This is a genomic window from Lentzea xinjiangensis (assembly GCF_900110955.1).
Taxonomy (GTDB): Bacteria; Actinomycetota; Actinomycetes; order Mycobacteriales; family Pseudonocardiaceae; genus Lentzea; species Lentzea xinjiangensis.
On record NZ_FOFR01000001.1, the window covers coordinates 282,880 to 300,903 of the forward strand.

General features: G+C 70.1%; 17 protein-coding genes. 9 read left to right on the plus strand and 8 right to left on the minus strand.

The window, feature by feature from the left end; all coding sequences use genetic code 11:
• Positions 1-54: 54 nt before the first annotated feature.
• Positions 55-729, plus strand: a complete 675-nt coding sequence (locus tag BMW88_RS01425) for a hypothetical protein (protein ID WP_143115935.1) — start codon at positions 55-57, stop codon at positions 727-729.
• A complete protein-coding gene (locus BMW88_RS01430) occupies positions 726-1,094 on the plus strand; it encodes a GntR family transcriptional regulator (protein WP_089948437.1) in 369 nt (122 codons plus the stop codon). Before BMW88_RS01425 ends, BMW88_RS01430 begins: the two co-directional genes overlap by 4 nt.
• Here BMW88_RS01430 and BMW88_RS01435 read toward each other — a convergent pair.
• The gene (locus BMW88_RS01435) at positions 1,079-1,516 is read right to left on the minus strand and encodes a hypothetical protein (protein ID WP_089948438.1); all 438 of its coding nucleotides are present in this window, start codon (positions 1,514-1,516) and stop codon (positions 1,079-1,081) included. The two genes, BMW88_RS01430 and BMW88_RS01435, sit on opposite strands and share 16 nt — an antisense overlap.
• On the opposite strand from BMW88_RS01435, the gene BMW88_RS01440 reads away from it, so the two are divergent.
• From BMW88_RS01440 to BMW88_RS01465, 6 genes are all read left to right on the plus strand, one after another.
• The gene (locus BMW88_RS01440; protein WP_425434585.1) at positions 1,515-3,071 is read left to right on the plus strand and encodes a dynamin family protein; all 1,557 of its coding nucleotides are present in this window, start codon (positions 1,515-1,517) and stop codon (positions 3,069-3,071) included. The two genes, BMW88_RS01435 and BMW88_RS01440, sit on opposite strands and share 2 nt — an antisense overlap.
• Positions 3,068-3,433 (plus strand): nucleotide exchange factor GrpE, encoded by a 366-nt coding sequence (gene grpE / locus BMW88_RS01445; protein ID WP_089948440.1) that lies wholly within the window; start codon positions 3,068-3,070, stop codon positions 3,431-3,433. Before BMW88_RS01440 ends, grpE begins: the two co-directional genes overlap by 4 nt.
• Complete coding sequence (locus tag BMW88_RS01450) at positions 3,430-5,250, plus strand: dynamin family protein (RefSeq protein ID WP_089948442.1); 1,821 nt, start codon at positions 3,430-3,432, stop codon at positions 5,248-5,250. The genes grpE and BMW88_RS01450 overlap by 4 nt, the downstream gene beginning before the upstream one ends.
• Positions 5,251-5,345: 95 nt before the next feature.
• Positions 5,346-6,032: a DUF6802 family protein gene (locus tag BMW88_RS01455; protein WP_089948443.1), complete on the plus strand. Its 687-nt coding sequence runs from the start codon at positions 5,346-5,348 to the stop codon at positions 6,030-6,032.
• Between the two features lie 300 nt (positions 6,033-6,332).
• Complete coding sequence (locus BMW88_RS01460) at positions 6,333-8,144, plus strand: phosphoenolpyruvate carboxykinase (GTP) (RefSeq protein ID WP_089948445.1); 1,812 nt, start codon at positions 6,333-6,335, stop codon at positions 8,142-8,144.
• 74 nt (positions 8,145-8,218) lie between these two features.
• On the plus strand, positions 8,219-8,431 hold the full coding sequence (locus tag BMW88_RS01465; RefSeq protein ID WP_089948446.1) for a hypothetical protein: 213 nt from the start codon (positions 8,219-8,221) through the stop codon (positions 8,429-8,431).
• Between the two features lie 364 nt (positions 8,432-8,795).
• Here the strand turns inward: BMW88_RS01465 and BMW88_RS01470 are convergent, their stop codons facing one another.
• The 5 genes from BMW88_RS01470 to BMW88_RS01490 form a co-directional block, all read right to left on the minus strand.
• On the minus strand, positions 8,796-9,638 hold the full coding sequence (locus BMW88_RS01470; RefSeq protein ID WP_143115936.1) for a septum formation family protein: 843 nt from the start codon (positions 9,636-9,638) through the stop codon (positions 8,796-8,798).
• Positions 9,635-10,891: a pyroglutamyl-peptidase I gene (locus BMW88_RS01475; RefSeq protein ID WP_425434586.1), complete on the minus strand. Its 1,257-nt coding sequence runs from the start codon at positions 10,889-10,891 to the stop codon at positions 9,635-9,637. Before BMW88_RS01475 ends, BMW88_RS01470 begins: the two co-directional genes overlap by 4 nt.
• Before the next feature lie 62 nt (positions 10,892-10,953).
• Positions 10,954-12,588 (minus strand): monocarboxylate uptake permease MctP, encoded by a 1,635-nt coding sequence (gene mctP, locus BMW88_RS01480; protein WP_089948450.1) that lies wholly within the window; start codon positions 12,586-12,588, stop codon positions 10,954-10,956.
• Positions 12,588-12,854 carry a DUF3311 domain-containing protein gene (locus BMW88_RS01485; RefSeq protein ID WP_089948452.1) on the minus strand — a complete coding sequence of 89 codons (267 nt, stop codon included), beginning with the start codon at positions 12,852-12,854 and terminating at the stop codon, positions 12,588-12,590. The genes mctP and BMW88_RS01485 overlap by 1 nt, the downstream gene beginning before the upstream one ends.
• Positions 12,855-12,941: 87 nt before the next feature.
• Complete coding sequence (locus tag BMW88_RS01490; protein ID WP_089948454.1) at positions 12,942-13,628, minus strand: GntR family transcriptional regulator; 687 nt, start codon at positions 13,626-13,628, stop codon at positions 12,942-12,944.
• 93 nt (positions 13,629-13,721) lie between these two features.
• On the opposite strand from BMW88_RS01490, the gene BMW88_RS01495 reads away from it, so the two are divergent.
• Positions 13,722-14,498 (plus strand): LamB/YcsF family protein, encoded by a 777-nt coding sequence (locus tag BMW88_RS01495; RefSeq protein ID WP_089948456.1) that lies wholly within the window; start codon positions 13,722-13,724, stop codon positions 14,496-14,498.
• A gap of 396 nt (positions 14,499-14,894) precedes the next feature.
• Here the strand turns inward: BMW88_RS01495 and BMW88_RS01500 are convergent, their stop codons facing one another.
• Positions 14,895-15,794, minus strand: a complete 900-nt coding sequence (locus tag BMW88_RS01500; RefSeq protein WP_218147974.1) for an ROK family protein — start codon at positions 15,792-15,794, stop codon at positions 14,895-14,897.
• The gene (locus tag BMW88_RS42630) at positions 15,791-17,974 is read right to left on the minus strand and encodes an NEW3 domain-containing protein (RefSeq protein WP_218147975.1); all 2,184 of its coding nucleotides are present in this window, start codon (positions 17,972-17,974) and stop codon (positions 15,791-15,793) included. The genes BMW88_RS01500 and BMW88_RS42630 overlap by 4 nt, the downstream gene beginning before the upstream one ends.
• Positions 17,975-18,024 lie beyond the last annotated feature (50 nt).

Below are 18,024 nucleotides of genomic sequence, written 5' to 3' on the forward strand. Positions count from 1 at the left end.
ACTTCAGTGTGAGTTATTGTGTCGAGTGGTTGGTACAAACTTCGGGGGGCTGCCATGAGCGATCGCGTGGCCGCGGTGGTCGCGTTCGTGTTCGTCGGGCTGATGCTGCTCGTGCTGTTGTGGCCGACCGCCGCGAACGGCAAGCGGTTGCTGAGGAAGTGGGAGGTGCCCGATCCCGCGGAGCCGCAGGTGCAGGACGCCGTCCGGTACCTCAAGCGCCGGCGGCTGCTCTACCCGTGGCTCTACCCGGCGATCGGCTACTTCACCCCGCTGGGCAGCGGCAACGGCGACCTGGTGGCCACCGTGCTGGTGGGCACCCTGCTCGCCGAGCTGCTGGCGCTGCGGCCGCCGCGGCACGCCCGGCGCGAAGCCACGCTCGCACCGCGGGAGCTGCGCGGCATCGCGTCCAGGTACGTGTTGCTCACCTACGTCGTCCTGGTGGTGGCGGCGGCGGTCTACCACGTGGTCAACCGGGACTGGATGGCCGCGGGCGTGCTGGGGTTGTCGGCGGTGGCGGTGGCCGTGATCATCTGGGCGGCCGTCGCGCGGCCCGCGAGCGGTGACCACGTCGTCGACATGGCGTTGCGGACGCGCAGCGTGCACGTGTCGGCGGGGCTCGGTGCGGCGGTGGCCGGGGTGTCGGTCGCCGGGTGGCCCGGCTTCATCGGCATCCTGGCGTGGGTCGCGATGGCGAACACCAAGCCGCCCGCGGCGACAATCGTGCGGTGAGCGCTCCGAGGATCGTCGTCGACGTCGACAACGGCGTCGCCCCCTGGCGTCAGGTCCGCGACCAGCTCGTCCGCCTGATCGGCGGCGGGGTGCTGCCGGTCGGTTCCCGGTTGCCCGCCATCCGCCAGCTCGCCGCCGACCTCGGGCTCGCCGCGGGCACGGTCGCGCGGGCGTACCGCGAGCTGGAGACCGAAGGCGTGCTCATGACAGGACGAAGGCAGGGCACCGTGGTGGCTGCCCTGCCTTCGCATGCACCGGACCCGCTCTCCGCCGCAGCGGCGGAGTTCGTCGCCATCGCTCGGTCGCTCGGCGCCAGTGAGGGGGAGGCACTGAACGCCGTGCGGTCCCACTACGGGGCTGAGTAAGGCGACTCGATCTTGGGCGCGGGTCGCGGTTCGCCGACGTGCGCGTGGCGTTCCTCGTAGATTCGGTGCTCTTCGGCCATCTGGTCCGCGAGCTGCTGCTGCATCTGACGATCCCGGATCCTGGCCAGGATCGCCATCGTCACGCCGTGAGCCAGTGCCAGCAGCAGCAGCACGATGCCCAGCTTCACGACCACGTTCTTCACCGGATCGCCGGTCTCGACGTCGACGATCGACACCAGTGCGAGCAGGCCGAGCACGACGAGGTGGAACAGCACCGCCGTCAGCTTCATCATGCCGCCGGCCTGCTCGTCGTCGTACGCAGCGCGCTTCAGGTATCCCTTGCCGCTGCGGTAGATCAGCTGGCCGTCGACCACGACCAGGACGATCCCCAACACTAGGAACGTCACGTAGCTGTCACCCATGAGCTGTGGCTACCCGCGCACGAACAGCCACAAACCGTGGCAGGATTCGGCCGTGACGGCGTTGCAGGGACAACAACTGGCCGGGCCGTTGTGCGCGGCGGTGGCCAACCTGTGCGTTGCCCTCCGGCCGCAGGTCTCGCCGCAGACGGCCGCCGGTTTCCAGGAGGTGCTGCGCCGGCTGCACGCGCCGTTGCAGGTGGCGGTCGCCGGTCGGATCAAGTCCGGGAAGTCGACGTTGGTCAACGCCCTGATCGGCCGCCGCGTCGCGCCCACCGACATCGGTGAGTGCACCCGGCTCGTCACGCGTTATCAGTACGGAACGGTCGACCGCATCGAAGTCGTCCTCCAGGACGGCCGGCGGCAGGTGCTGCCGTTCGACGCGAACGGCATGATCCCCGCCTCTCTTGGCGTGGAGGGCATTTCCCACATCGAGGCGTATCTGACGAACGCGGTGCTGCGCGACTTCACCGTCATCGACACGCCGGGCCTCGGTTCGCTGGACGCGGCTTCGGTCGCGCGCACCGAGGAACTGCTGGATCCCGTGTCGCGCAACGCCGTCGCGGGTGCCGAGGCCGTTCTCTACGTCGTGACGCAGGGCGTGCGCGCGGACGACCACTCGACCATCGCCGCCTTCACCGCCGCGACCGCGTCCCGGGAGGCGGGCCCCGTCAACGCCATCGCCGCGTTGAACAAGGTCGACGCCGTGGCGCCGGAGACCGTCGAGGGCTCGGACGGCGACCTCTGGCGTGCCGCGGAGATCCTCGCGGCGAAGCAGGCCCAGCTGCTCAAGCCGCGCGTCGCCGACGTGCTGCCGGTGATCAGCCTGCTCGCCGAGTCCGCGGAGACCGGCGAGTTCACCTCCGCGGACGCGGAGGCGTTGCGGCAGCTCGCGGCACTGGACCCGGACACCCGCACGATGATGCTGATGTCCGGCGACCTCTTCACGTCGTGGGACTGCGCCGTCGCGGCCGGCGTCCGGTCCCGGTTGCTGGAGAAGCTCGACCTCTACGGCATCGGCCGCGCGCTGGCGGCACTGGACGCCGAGCCGGGGCTGACCGCGGGCGCGTTGCGGCGGGTGCTGTTCGACGCCTCCGGGTTCGCGGCCGTGCGCGGACGGCTCGACGCGGTGTTCCGCGCGCGGGCGGACGGCATCAAGGCGGCCGCCGCGCTGGCGTCGGTCACCGCACTGGCCTCGGGCGACCCCGGCGAACGGCAGCGCGTGCACGACGCGATCGAGGTCCTGCTGGCCCGGCCGGAAGCGCACCAGCTCCGGCTGCTGGAGGCGTTGACGCTGATCTCGTCCGGCGCGGTCGAGCTGGCCGCCGACCTGACGGAGGAGGTGCTGCGCGTCGGCAGCACCCCGGACGTCGCCGATCGGCTGGGACTGCCCGGCCGTCCCGTCGGTGAGCTGGTGGCGCACGCGCTGGAACGGGCCGGCTGGTGGCGTTCGTTCGCGTCGTTCGGTGCGACGCCGGCGCAGGCCAGGGTGGCGCACGTCGTCCACCGGGCGTACTTCCTCATCTGGCAGCGACTACGTGCTGGGGGGCACCGATGAGCCTGAACGGAACCGATCCCACTCATCTGGCGTCGGACGACGGTGTGGAGACCATTGCCGACGAGCTGCTCGACCAGGCGTTGGCGGAACGCCGAGCGCTGGTCCAGCTGTGCCTGTACGCGCTGGACCGCGCCAGTGCGGGCGTGGTCCAGCGCATCGAGGAAGGCCTGTCGTCCATAGGGGTTGTCGCGATGCGGGCCGACGGTCAGCGCTTCGACCCGTCCCGGCACGAGGCGGGCGGGACCGTGCCGACGGACGACCTCTCGTTGCAGGGCCTGGTCGCCGAGACCGAGGTGCCCGGCTTCTGCGACCGCGGACGCCTCCTGCGGGCTCCGATCGTGACGGTCTACACGGCCCGATGAGCAACCTCTCGCAGACAGTCCGGCAGACGCGCGAACGTCTGACCTCCCTCGTGCGCGAGCTCGACCCGTCGATGGCCGACTGGGTCGCGCGCCGATCAGCGCAGGAGGTCTCGTCCGTCGTGATCGTCGGCGAGACGAACCGCGGCAAGTCCTCGCTGGTCAACGCCTTGCTCGCCACGCCGGGCCTGTCGCCGGTCGACGCCGACGTCGCCACCTCGACCTACCTGGTCTTCCAGCACGGCCCCACCTGGGCGGCCCGCGCCTGCTACCCCGGCCTGCTCGCGCCGGTGGCGTTCCCGCTGCCGGCTCTGATCAACTGGGTCTCCGCGGCGCACGAGCTGCCCGAGGGCGAGCTGCCCCCGCGCTACGTCGAGGTCGACGCGCCGATCCCGCTGCTGGAGCGCATGTCCATTGTGGACACACCGGGCGTCGGCGGTCTGGAGTCGGTGCACGGCGAACTGGCCCTGGAAGCCGTCACCTCGGCCACCGCCCTGGTCTTCGTCGTGGACGCGTCGGCGCCCTTCACCCGCGGCGAGCTGGACTTCCTCAAGCGCGTCGGCGACCGCGTGGAGACCGTCGTCTTCGCCCTGACCAAGACCGACCAGTACCGCGGCTGGCGGCAGGTGCTCGACGCGAACCGCGCCCTGCTCGGCGAACACGCCCCGCGCTTCGCCGACGCCCCCTTCCACCCGGTGTCGTCGCGCCTGTTCGACCTGGCGGCGCAGGCCCCGAACCCGGACGCCGCCGCGATGCTCCGCGAGCGGTCCGGCATCGCGTCCCTGCAGACCGCGTTGCAGGAACTGGTCGCGGGCCGCGCCGGCATGCTGGCCGAGGCCAACGCCCTGCGCGCGCTGTCCACGGTCCTGGCCGAGCTGACGGTCCGCCTGGAGCACGAGAAGCGCGCCCTCTCCGTCGGCGAGGACGAGGCCGCCGTGCTCAGGGCCCGGCGCGAGGAGCTGCAGACCGAACGCCGCTCGTCCACCCGCGGCTGGCAGGTCCGCCTGCGCGGCGAGGTCCAGCGCGCCCGCGTCGAGAACTCCCACGAGATCTCCCGCCAGATGCGCGACCTGCAGACCTGGTACCGCCACGCCATCGACGCCGCCGACCGCACCACCCTCGCACTGCTGCCGCAGCAGGTCGACACCGCGCTGCAGGTGGTGTCCGGCCGCATCTCCACGGCCCTGTCCGTGCGCCTGGCGCAGGTCACCGACGCGGTGCTGGCCACCCTGTTCAGCGCCGAGGAGCTGACCCTGCTCCGCGGCCAGTTCGCCCGCGGCGAGCAACCGCCGGTCGTCCTGCGCCCCAAGGAGAAGCGCCCGCCGACAGCCGAGGACAAGCTGCTGGTGTTCATGGGCGTCTCCGGCGGTCTGGGCGCGGGCAAGCTGGCCGTCATGCCGCTGGCTGGCCTGGGCATCGCCGTGCTGAACCCGATCGTCCTGCCGGTCACCATCGCCCTGGGCCTGGGCGCGGGCTGGTGGATGGCCAGGACCCGCACCCACACCGCCGAGAAGCAGCACGTCAAGCAGTGGCTCTCCGACGCCATCGCCGACGCGCGCTCCACAGTGGACCAGCTCGCCGCCGAGCAGCTGATCGAGGCGGAGCAGGCCCTCTCCCTCGCCCTGGACGAGGCGCTGGCCAAGCGCATCGAGGCGATCGAGGCCGAGCTGCGCGAGGTCGACCGGGCGCTGCGGATGGAGGCCGGGGAACGCGGCCGCGAGCTGCAGGCCGTGACCCGGCAGCTCGCCGAGGTGGAGTCGGGGCACGCGAAGGCCGAGGAGCTGCTGGGCCGGATCAGGTCGGTGCGCGACCGGGCCTAGGCATCCCGCCGCAGCCGGTGTTGCGCTTGGCGGGGGAACCGAACCGGCATAACGTGGGTCATACCGGTACATGAGCAGGCAGGAGGTGTGTCCCGGTGTACATCGACGAGAACGGTGCGGCCGACGCCGAGCTGAAGGTGACCGTCGAGGACGAGGAGTACACCGCCGACGTCACCTTCGACCTCGACGAGGACGGCGTGAACGACTCCGCCGTGGTCGAGACCGATGACGGTGGTCACCTGGCGTTCACCGACACGAACGGCGACGGCGACGCCGATCTGATGAGCACGTTCGACAAGGACGGCAATCTCCTCAGCCAGGCGCGGTTCGAGGAGAATTCGGGCGAGTGGGTCGCCGTCGACCCGAGCGATCAGCAGCGGGAAAAGACGAATTCGTCGCCCGAGCAGTCGATTGTTGTGCCGACCGGCGAAGGTGAGCGAAACGTCGGGCAGGCGACCGAGGACACCGACGGGGACGGCAGGGCCGACACCGCCGTCGTGCGCGACGAGCAGGGCGACACGTGGCTGTTCACGGACAAGAACGGCGACGGCAAGGCCGAGGTGGCCACCGAGATCACCAAGTCCGGCGAGGTCACGATGTCGGAACACCGCGGTGACGACTGGGTCGAGGTGGAGCACGGGCACATCGAGTCCGACGGCCGGTACGTGACGGACTCGAAGAGCGGCATTTTGGACGACTCGGACGACTGGTTCGAGGAAGAACGGTTCGACGGGGTCGTCCGAATCGATTCCACGACCGGGCAGTGGATCAGCCCGAACTGAAACGCACGTCACAGGCCCCGGTGTGGTGAGAACCGCACCGGGGCCTCTTGTGTTTTTCCCGCCTTGCGCCGTGCCTAACTCCGTCCGAGTGCTGAATCGATTCCAGAATCGGTTTTGTGAGAGAAGCGACAGGCTGGGGGTGCGTTACCCGCCATTCACCGGGCTAACCTCGGTCCATCCCCTTCACGTACGCCCGGCCCACCCCGGGCGTCTGGAGCTATTCCCGAGGACGACGAAGTCCTGAACGGACCAGCTACGTCCTCGGTCGGCCGAGGCGTTTTAGTCAGGAGACGAGACGAGATGACGGCAGTGACCATTCCCGGTCTCGAACACGCACCTACCAACCACGCGCGCTTGCTCGCATGGGTTCAGGAAGTCGCTGAGCTGACCTGCCCCGACGAGGTTGTTTGGGCTGACGGGTCCCAGGGCGAATGGGACCGTCTCACGAAGAAGCTCGTCGACGCCGGCACGTTCGTCCCGCTGAAGAAGAAGCCCAACTCGTTCTGGGCCGCCTCGGACCCCACTGACGTGGCCCGCGTGGAGGAGCGGACCTACATCTGCTCGGTGCGCGAGGAGGACTCGGGCCCCACGAACAACTGGATGGACCCTTCCAAGATGAAGGCCATCATGACCGAGCTGTACCGGGGTTGCATGCGTGGCCGCACGATGTACGTGATCCCGTTCTGCATGGGCCCGCTCGACGCGGAGAAGCCGATGCTCGGCGTGGAGATCACCGACTCCGAGTACGTCGTCGTCTCCATGCACATCATGACCCGCATGGGCACCAAGGCCCTCGCGCTCTTCGGCGAGGACGCCGACTACGTCCCGGCGCTGCACTCGCTCGGCGCCCCGCTCGAGCACGGCCAGCAGGACGTGCAGTGGCCGTGCAACGAGACCAAGTACATCTCCCACTTCCCGGAGACCCGCGAGATCTGGAGCTTCGGCTCCGGCTACGGCGGCAACGCCCTGCTCGGCAAGAAGTGCTACTCGCTGCGCATCGCGTCCGTGATGGCGCGCGACGAGGGCTGGCTCGCCGAGCACATGCTGATCCTCAAGCTCACCTCGCCGGAGAACAAGGCGTACTACATCGCGGCGGCGTTCCCGTCGGCCTGCGGCAAGACGAACCTCGCGATGCTCGAGCCGACCATCCCCGGCTGGAAGGTCGAGACGCTCGGCGACGACATCGCGTGGATGCGCTTCGGTGCGGACGGCCGCCTGTACGCGGTGAACCCGGAGAACGGCTTCTTCGGCGTCGCGCCCGGCACGGACTACCACACCAACCCGAACGCGATGCGCACCATCGCCAAGGGCAACTCGCTGTTCACCAACGTCGCGCTGACCGACGACGGCGACATCTGGTGGGAGGGCATGGGCGAGCCCCCCGCCCACCTGACCTCGTGGAAGCACCAGGACTGGACGCCGGACAGCGAGGAGCTGTCCTCGCACCCGAACTCGCGCTACTGCACGCCGATCGAGCAGTGCGACATCAAGGCGCCGGAGTGGGACGACCCGAACGGCGTGCCGATCTCGGCGATCTTCTTCGGTGGCCGCCGCGCCACGACGATCCCGCTGGTCACCGAGTCGCGCGACTGGCAGCACGGCACCTACATGGGCGCCACGCTGTCGTCGGAGACCACGGCCGCCGCGGTCGGCAAGACCGGTGTCGTGCGCCGCGACCCGATGGCGATGCTGCCGTTCATCGGCTACAACGCCGGCGACTACTTCCAGCACTGGGTCGACCTCGGCAAGCGTGCCGACGCCGACAAGCTGCCGAAGATCTTCTACGTCAACTGGTTCCGCCGCGGTGAGGACAAGCGCTTCCTGTGGCCGGGATTCGGCGAGAACTCGCGCGTGCTGAAGTGGGCCATCGAGCGCATCGAGGGCAAGGCCGCCGCGCAGGAGACGCCGATCGGCTACGTGCCGACCGCCGAGGACCTCGACCTCGAGGGCCTGGACGCGTCGCGCGAGGACGTCGAGGCGGCGCTCGCCTTCGACGCCGACGAGTGGCGGGCCGAGATCCCGCTCGTCGAGGAGTGGTTCGCCAAGATCGGCGAGAAGGTCCCGACCACGCTCCGCGACGAGCTGGCGGCCCTGAAGCAGCGCCTGGGCTGATCCCTTCCAGGTGTGTGGTGACCCAGCGGTCAACGGCGACCGCTGGGTCACCTTTTTGAGGTACTACTGGTGGCGTGACGCAGGACGAGGACTTCCTCGGCGGACTCCACCACGACGGCTCGCAGCGCGATGTCGAGCTCGGGCCCGCCAGGGGCATCGTGCGCTACTACCCCGTGCCGGCCGCGCCGCCGGCCCCCGCGCCGTGGTGGCGCTACCTGGCCGTGTTCATCGTCGGACTGGCGCTCGGCGTGGCTGTCGGCGTGGCCCTGTGCAGCAATTTTCTCTGAGTCGGCGCAGCTCACCGTCCTCTTGAGACGAAGTTGTCCACAGGTGTGGACGAGTCTGTGCACATGTTGTGGATAGCTGTGGACAGGCCTGTGGGCACCGCAGCCGGGCGCTGGCCGTTGCCCTTCTCGGACGTCCGTGGAACGCTCTCGGCCGCGAACCGCGTCCTGATCGGACTTCTTCACGATCCGGCAAAACGGTCATGCTCCGGGAATGAACCCGGCCCCTTCCGGGAACGTCTTGAGTACGTGACGGCGATCACAAAGATCGTCACCGGAATGGAAGGGGAGGTGTGCCGTGGGAATCGCAGGAATCGCGATGCTGGTGCTTTCCCTGGCCGCCGTGCTGATGGTCGTGGTGGCGGGGTCAGTTCGGGAGCGGGTTGTCCCTGATGCCGAGGAGAGTCCCGCTGAAGGGCTTGGTGGCCTCCGCGTAGCAGACGGCGTTGGTCCATCCCTCTGACCAAGCCTGGGAACCGGGGTTGCGCCACGCGGGGAAGACGTCGGTGCGCTTGCTGGAACCCAGGTAGTCGTGCACGGCCTTCGTGCACTTGTCGTTCGCGATGGCGTTCATCTGCTCCTTGGACGGAGCCGGGTCGCTCGACTTGCCGAGCGGCACCACGCCGGCGGGCACTGCCTCCGCCAGGTGCGCGGTGTTGCACGCGACGACCTTGACCTCCTGGTCCTTCGAGGGCGAGCCCTGGGTGCACGTCTGGAACGTGCTGAACCCGCTGCCCTTGAGACCGTCCCGCACAGAACCCTTGCGCGGCAAGGGCTTCTCGTCGGGGCTGATCTCCACGACCGTGCACAGCCGCCAGCGCTGGCCGTCCTTCCAGCCCTGCTCGTTCGGCCAGAACGCCCAGACGCGCAGGCGCGTCGAGTCCGCGTCCGCACTGCCCAGGTACTCGTTCAGCACCTGACGGCACGGCGGCAGCGCGGCCTTGCGCAGCACCTGCATGTCCGGGTACGTCGTCGGGAGGCCGGTGAGCTCACCGATGCTCATCACCTCCGCCTCGTGCGAGTCGGCGCATTGCAGCACCTTCAGCTCGTAGGCGTTCATGCACTGGCCGGTCTTCGGCAGCGTGGGTGCGGAGGCGGAGGCGGTCGACGGCATCGGTCCGGGGACCGCCTGCCCGCCCACCTGGATCGAGCACGCGGACAACGTCAACGTGCTCAGGACAATTGCCACCGCCAGCCGCACACGAGTCACACCACAGAGACTAGAGCCCGCACCTGGTCGGCGATGTCCCGACGCTGACTTTCGAACGCCGCATCGGTCAAAGCGGCCGGGTCGGCGGGCTGCCCCAACACCGGCGTGTGCAGGTGTCCACCCAAGACGTTCGTTGCGCCGTAACCGATTCGCAGCCGGTTGGCCCGGTACATGCTCTCGTTGGAGAGGTAGTCACCGCCGCCACCGCTCGCCGCGACCCTGCCGGGAGTCGGCTCGTCCGTGCGGCACGACTGCTCGGAGCCGACGAAGACCCACTCGCAGAAGCCCCGGTTCAGCGCCACGGTGAACGGACCGGTGCCCGCGTCGATCATCTTCTGGAACGGCAGCGAGGTCTCGATGAACTCGGGGTCCGGCTGCGGCCAGCCGGCCGCGTCCGGGACGCTGCCGAACGACTCGACGTCGTTGTTGTCGGCGAAGCCGCCGCGCCAGCGCGCCGCCCACCGCTCGATGTCGAACCGGCCGGGCCTGCCCTGGCTGATCGTCACGAACGCGTCGGGCTTCTGCGCCAGCGCCGTTCCGTAGAACTGCTCGACGACCCCTTCGTCGAACCCGCCCCACAGCACCGGCAGCACCGCGGCCTGGAGCACGACCTTGCCGGTCGGCGTGGTGATCTCGCGGCCGTCGAGCTGCAGGGCCGCCGCGCCAGCGGGGTTGGCGCGCCGCACGTTCGTCCCGGTGAGCTGGAACGGGTCGAAGCCCGTCACCGCGATCCTGCGCACACCCGGCGTGGTGGGGAACGCGGTGTCGCTCAGGCCGCGCGAGGCCCAGTCGAAGCGCTGGACGAGCTTCGCGCGGTCGCCAGGCGAGAGCGCGAACCGGGGCTTCCACTGGCGCAGCGCGGAGGTCAGCTGGAGCCGTGCCCAGTAGAGCGGGCGGTCGTCGTAGGCGTCGTGGGCCAGTGGCGTCGTGCTCTGGGCGCGGGCGACAGCGGCCTTCCACAGCGCGGTGCCCTCGCGTTGCACGAACTGCTGCGCCTGCCCCGGCACGACCTGGCGGCAGAGCTTGGCGGTGAAGTCGGCGACGCGGCCGTCGAACCCGGCGAGCTCCACGAGCGCGGGCCCGACGGCGGGGCCGCCGGTGACGAGCGTGTCGTCGAGCCGCTGTTCTTCGACGGTGAGCGGGGCGGCGGTGTCGTAGCAGGTCGCGTCCTGGGCGTGGGCGACAGCGGGACTCAGCGTGAGTGCGAGGGCGGTCAGCCCGAGCAGTCCGGCGATGGTTTTCACGTCTTGCATCTCAACGGAAGAGGGCCACCCGCCGTAACCGACGGGTGGCCCATGTCGTTAACTGCTGCGTCTCAGTGGGCGGCCACGGGCTTGACCCGCGGGCTGTCCTCGTCGACGTGGTAGTCGGACGGATCGGTCTGGTCCGTGCCGTTGAAGGCCCTGGCCTTCTTGGCGATCAGCGTGACGACCACCGCGACCAGCAGGTTGACCAGCAGCGAGATGATGCCGACGTAGATCTGCACGGCCGAGTCGCCGAACGGGTGCCAGCCGAAGATCGACAGCTTGCCCAGCGGCAGCGCCGAGCCGGCGAAGTGCGCCTTGCCGATGGCCGGGTTGCCGATGTTGTAGAGCAGCCACATGCCGTAGCCCATGCCCGCGATCCAGCCGGCGATCAGGCCGTACACGTGGAACCAGCGCGTGTAGAGCGCGATCGCGACCGCCGGCAGCGTCTGCAGGATCATGACGCCGCCGATGAGCTGCAGGTCGATCGAGAACTGCGGGTCGACGAACACGATGAACGCCACCGCGCCGAACTTCACGACCAGCGAGGCGAGCTTGGCCTGCTTGGCCTCCTCGGCCGGCGTGGCGTTCTTCTTCAGGTACTCCTTGTAGACGTTGCGCGTCCACAGGTTCGCCGCCGCGATCGACATGATCGCCGCCGGCACCAGCGCGCCGATGCCGATGGCCGCGAACGCGATGCCCGCGAACCACGACGGGAAGTTCTGCCCGAAGAGCTCCGGCACGATCGTGTTGGTGTCGGGACGGCCGGTCGCCTGGTTGACGATCGGCTTGGTGCCCGCGCTGATCGCCACGTAGCCGAGCAGCGCCAGCAGGCCCAGCACCAGCGAGTACGCCGGCAGCGCGACCATGTTGCGCTTGATGACGTTGCGGCCGCGGCTCGCGAGGATGCCGGTCAGCGAGTGCGGGTAGATGAACAGCGCGAGCGCGCTGCCCAGCGCCAGCGTGGCGTACTGGAGCTGGTTGTTGCCGTTGAGCAGGATGCCGTCGGTCTTGGCCGGGGTCGCGTCGAACTTGGCCTGCGCGTCGTTGAAGATCTCGCCCCAGCCGCCGAACTTCGACGGCAGGTAGACGATCGCCACCAGGATGACGATGTAGATCAGGATGTCCTTGACGAACGCGATCAGCGCCGGCGCCCGCAGCCCCGACTGGTAGGTGTAGAGCGCGAGGATCACGAAGGCGATGAACAGCGGCAGGTGGCCGAGGATGCCGCCGCCGTTGAGGCCCATGCTCCGCAGCACGGCTTCGAGGCCGACGAGCTGCAACGCGATGTACGGCATGGTCGCGACGATGCCGGTGATCGCGATCAGCAGCGCGAGCCAGTGCGAGCCGTAGCGGCCCTTCACGAAGTCGGCCGGCGTGACGTAGCCGTGCACGCGGCTGACCGACCACATCCGCACCAGCGGCAGGAAGACGATCGGGTACAGGATCACCGTGTACGGCAACGCGAAGAACCCGGTCGCGCCCGCGCCGAACATCAGCGCCGGCACCGCGACGAACGTGTAGGCGGTGTAGAGGTCACCGCCGACCAGGAACCACGTGATCCAGCTGCCGAACTTGCGTCCGCCGAGGCCCCACTCGTCGAGGTGGTCGAGCGTGTCGCCCTTCTGCCACTTCGCCGCCAGGAAGCCCATGACGGTGACCAGCAGGAAGAGGGCGCTGAATACGATCAGCTCGGTCCACTGCATCAGTTCGCTCCCTCGTCCAGGTCGTCAACGCCGAGCTTGTCCGGCTTCCCGGTGACCACCGGTTCGTCCTTGGTCTTCAGGTAGACCAGGCCGACGCACAGGACGCCGAGCGGCACGAACAGGAACTGGTACCAGTAGAAGAACGGCATCCCGAAGACCCGGGGTTCGTCCATGTTGAACCACGGCGTGACGAGCATGAGCAGCGGAACCAGCAGCAGCAGGTTCCAGTTGCTCCAGCGCAAGCCGGTCTTGTGATCCGACGGCATGGTGGCCCTCCGTGTACGCGGTGTTGCGCGGATGTTAGGCCTGATGAGGTGTGCCGTCAGCCTCGTGATCGGAATCGTTGCACTCCGCTAACGTTGCTCCAGTTGTGCGACGAGGTCCGACTCGGCCAGGTCGAAGTACTCCCGCAGCCTGGTCGTCGCGCCGTCGACGTCGCCGGAGCTCAGCAGCTCGACTATCTCCCGGTTGAGCGGCAGGTACGCCATGTGCAGCCGCTCGGGATCGCTGACCACCCGGAACGCGAGCATGAGCTCCGCGAACAGCCGGTCCGACTCCTCGCTCAGCCGGTGGCTGCCGGCCAGCCCGACGATGCCGCGGTGGAACCGGATGTTGGCGGCCCCGACCTTCGCCCAGTCCCTCCTGGCCCCGTGGGCGGACGCCTCCTCGACCGGCGTCCGCACCGCCGCACGCCGGTCGTCGCCGACCGCGGGCCAGTTCTGCAACGCCCCGCACTCGATCACCCGCCGCGCGGCGTACAGGTCCCGCACGTCCTCGCCGCCCGGCCGCCGCACGAACACGCCGCGGCTGTGCTCGTGCACCAGCAACCGGTCGCGCGTCAGCAGCCGGAACGCCTCCCTGAGCGTGTTGCGGCTGACTCCGAGGGCACCGCCGATCGCCTCTTCGCTGAGCCGGAGACCGGGTGCCAGCTCGCCGTCGAGCACCCGCTCCCGCAGCATGTCGGCGACCTTCTGAGCGGTGCTCGCGCGCTCCAGGTCGGCCCTGCCCTGCGCCAGCGCGGACACCCACGTCTCACTCACCGAGCCAGTCTATTTGCAGGATCGTTTGATTGCACTATCGTAGAATCGTTCAACAATCCAACGATCCACCCACCTGCGTGTCGGAGGACGGCCATGGACCTGAACGCGGACCTCGGCGAAGGCTTCGGCCACTGGACCCTGGGCGACGACCGCGCGCTGCTGTCGATCGTGACCAGCGCGAACATCGCCTGCGGGTACCACGCCGGTGACGCCGACACGATGCGCTCGGTGTGCGCGGCCGCCGCCGAGGCAGGCGTGGCCGTCGGAGCGCACGTCGGGTACCTCGACCTCGCCGGGTTCGGACGGCGGTTCATCGACGTCGCTCCGGACACCCTGACCAACGAGGTGCTGGCCCAGCTCGGCGCCCTGTCGGCGTTCGCCCGCGCCGCCGGCACTCGGATCTCGTACGTCAAGCCGCACGGCGCTCTCTACAACGCGCTGTTCCGGCACGAGGCCCAAGCCGACGCCGTGGTGGACGCGGTGCGGTTGTTCGACCCGGCGCTGGCCGTACTGGGCGCGCCCGGAGCCGTGTGGCTGAAGCGCGCCTCGGTGGCCGGGTTGCGGGTGTGGCACGAGGCTTTCGCCGACCGGGCCTACACGGCTTCCGGATCGCTCGTCCCCCGCGGAGAGCCCGGGGCCGTGCTGCGGGACCCGGCGGAGATCGCCGCCCGGTGCGTGCAGCTCGCCACCGAGGGGTGGGTTCGCAGCGTTTCCGGGCGGCCGGTTCGGATCGTTGCCGATTCTCTTTGCGTGCACGGGGATACGGCGAACGCTGTGGCGATCGCTCGGGCGGTTCGGGGGGCTTTGGAGGGTGCTGGGGTTGCGGTGGGGCGGGTTGAGTCGCCGCTCCTGCACACGCGGGCTGGTTGAGGTCGGGTTCTGTTTCGTCGGGTTCCTGTTTCAGGGCGCGGGGCTCCGCCCCGGACCCCGCCAATCTGATCCAGGACCGGGCCGGCGCCGTTCGCGGGTTGATGGCACGCCTGTTGGTGTGGGCGCTTGCTGTTGCGTGGGTGTCTGGGGTGCGGGAAGGACGGCTCGGCTTCGGCTTCGCGGTCGGCTCGGCGTCGGGGTTGGGGTTGCCTGCGGCCTGGTCGGCTTGCCTGCGCCTTCACCACTTGCCTGTGGCCGGTCGGGTCGCTTGCGCCCCTTGCCGCTCGCCCGCGCTCCTCGACTCGCCGCTCGCGGCTCGCCTCGCCGCCCCAGAACTGTCAGACCTGCCTTGTACGTTGGGTCGCGGGGGGCGCTGACCCCGAGGGGACCCCTGCGTCAGCGCGCCTGCCGGACCAGTGCGGCCGCGCCCACCAGGCCCGCTTCGCCGCCGAGCTGGGCCGCGCGCACCTCCAGCCCTTCCAGGTACGACAGACCGGCGTGCGTCTTCAACGCTCGTCGCACCGGCTCGAACAGCAGCTCACCGGCCTGGGCCACGCCGCCGCCGATGACCGCCAGTTCCAAGTCGCAGATCGCGGCTGCTCCCGCGATGGCCATGCCCACGGCGTGACCGGCGCGGTCGAAGGCTTCCAGCGGGATCTCCTCGCCGGCCAGTGCGGCGGCGGCGAGGTGGGCGGCGTCGGCGTTCCGCGGGGCTCGCCAGCCGGTTCGGCGTGCCCAGTCGACCATGCGGGGGCCGCCCGCGACGGTTTCCACGCAGCCGCGGCCGCCGCAGGTGCAGGGGGCGCCGTCCGGTTCCACGACCAGGTGTCCGATGTGGCCGGCGTTGCCCGTTCGGCCGCCGAAGGGGCGGCCGTCCAGCACCAGGCCGCCGCCCACGCCCGTGGACACGACCAAGCCGACCATGAACCTGCTGCCCTGGCCCGCGCCGCGCCAGTGTTCGCCCAGTGCCATGCACACGCCGTCGCCGGCCAGTTCCACCGGGACGTCCGGGAACAGGGCTGCGACCGACGAGCGCAGCGGGAACGCTTGCCAGGACGGGACGTTGATCGGGGAGACGGTGCCGTGGACGGTGTCGACCGGACCGGCTGAGGCGATGCCCACGCCGGAGATCGGTGCGTCGCCCGCGACCGTCGACAGCACGGAAACGACGGCGTCCCACGGGTTTTCGGGCGGGGTCGGCACTCGTTCGGAGCGCAGCACGGAACCCGAGGAGTCGACCAGGGCGGCTGCGATCTTGGTGCCGCCGAAGTCCAGTGCCAGCACCGGATCAGTCACGAGGAGGCATGGTAACCAGCCACTTCCAGGCAGATGGGCGCAGTGGTGCGGACGAGGTCGCCCGCGACGACCCGGACGACCGCCGGCCACCTGCCGGGCTCGGCCCACGGAGGGGCCGAGACGGTGAAGTCGAGCGAGGTCCTGCCCCTCGCGGGGAGCAGGCCGCCGACGCAGAAGGGGCCGACCAGGTCCCAGGTCGGGCGTGGGGACAGGACGCGGGCCTGCAGCGGCAGGTCGCCGTGCGCGCTGGAGGCCATGACCACCCGCAGCGCGGCCGAGGAGCCGGGGCGCACGGACACCGTCGACGGCGCGGACGCCACCCACAGGACCTCGACGGGGTCTTCGGCATCCCATTCCGGCACGGTCAGCAGCACCACGTCGTAGACCTCGAACGGCAGGCCCTCCAACGTCGCGCGCACCGGGTGGCAGCCGGGGGTGCGCGGCGGCGCCAGGAGCACCTCGGCCGTGACGTGGTCGCCCGCGCGCAGCGTCACGGGCAGCGCGTTCCAGGAGGCCGCCCAGCCGTCGGGCAGGCTGAGGCGGACCGTGCCGGTGAAGTCCTGGCCGTTCGCCACGGCGACCACGCGCAGGCGGGTCGGGCCGAGCACCTCCAGGTGGACGTTCGCCGGGAGGCCGCCCAACGGCGTGGGCTCGTGCAGCCAGTAGCGGGCGAAGACCGGCGTCACGGCGGGGGTGGCGGGGCCCAGGGGAGGTCCGGCCGGTGCCGGGCGGGAGGGAACGTCGGGCAGGCTGCCGGAGGAGGGTGTGCGCGCGCCCAGCACGCCGACCAGCGGGGACGGGCCGAGGTGGTCGACGTCGTGCCACAGCGTGAAGGTCGACGAGCCGACCATCTTCTCGCCCACCTCGCTGTGCCAGACGGTCACCGGGCCGAGCAGGCGCGGGGACTCCAACGGTGGGCCGTTCACGGCGACGAGGGAGGCGATCGGGTCGTACGACAGGACGTAGTGGTTGGACGCGATTTCGTTCCCGTGCCCACGTTGCCAGCCGTGGTCGACGTCGTCGTCGACCAACGCGTAGGTGCGCCATCCGTGCGGCGGCACGTCACGGGCCAGAAAGGTCACCGTCAGGCCGTCGACCAACGTCGGCAACGTCTCGCCGGACAACTCCACGTGCACGTTCCTGGGCGTGGGCAGGTGCACCGAGACGATGTCGGTGCACGGCGAGGGCAGCGGGTTCCAGACCACCACGCAGGAGTCCACAGTGGACGTCAGGGCTGCCAGCGAGCGGGAGACGACCTCGGACCGCAGGTCGAAGGCTTCACGCGGGTGTGCCGTGGCGGCACGGGTGAGAGCGGCGGACGGGTAGGCGGCTCCGGTCAGGCGGGACGCGTGCGTCGCGAACACGGCTGCGGGTGAGTCGTCTGGCGGAGCGGGAGGCACAGGCACAGAACTGCGCACGTAGTAGTCGCGCGGCAACGAGCAGATGACTCGCGGCCAGGTGTAGCGCGCGCTCCAGTCGTGGTGGATCGCCGTCACCCACGGGTTGGGGCCGCAACGATCGCCGCCGACCGGCAGCATCACGTGCGGCGCGTCGGCCGAGGAGCGCAGCTCCAGGAAGGAGGAGTAGACACCACGCTCGGCCTCGCCCAGCGAGGAAGCGGTCAACGGCTGACCGGGAGGCAGCGCCGAGAGCACCGGCGGCACACCGACCACGTTGGACTCGGCGCCGACGACCTCGATCTGTCCCTCCGAGATCAGCCGCAGCAGCGGTGAGCGGTGCTGCGGGAACATGTCCCAGTAGGGCTGGAGCAACTCCACCGACGTCACCGCGAACCGGTAGGCGCGGTCGGTCAGGGCGAGGTCCAGGTGAGCCCGCAGGGCGGCGAACGGCGCGTCGCCCGCGACGTGCCCGACGAGGTGCACAGTCCAGCCGGGCGAGCCCACGACCAGCGAGAACGTGCAGGTCTCCACGCCGGAGGCCGAGCGGACCACGGCCTGGGCCGGCACCACGGCGCCCGGGAGGTGCGCCGAGACGTCGACGGCGACCTCGTAGCCGAACGGGCCGGGGACCAGCGGGCCGCTGTGCCGCGGCGAGCGCAGACCGGGTCCCGACACGTGCGCGTGCACCGGTCCCGCCAGCGCGGGCGAGGTCAGCCGCACCACCTGCAGCAGCGCGGTCCGAGACCCGACGAAGAGCTCGGTGGACTCGGCGATGATCACCGCACGATCGCACCACTGTCCACCGACCGGCGAAATACCACGATGGTGGC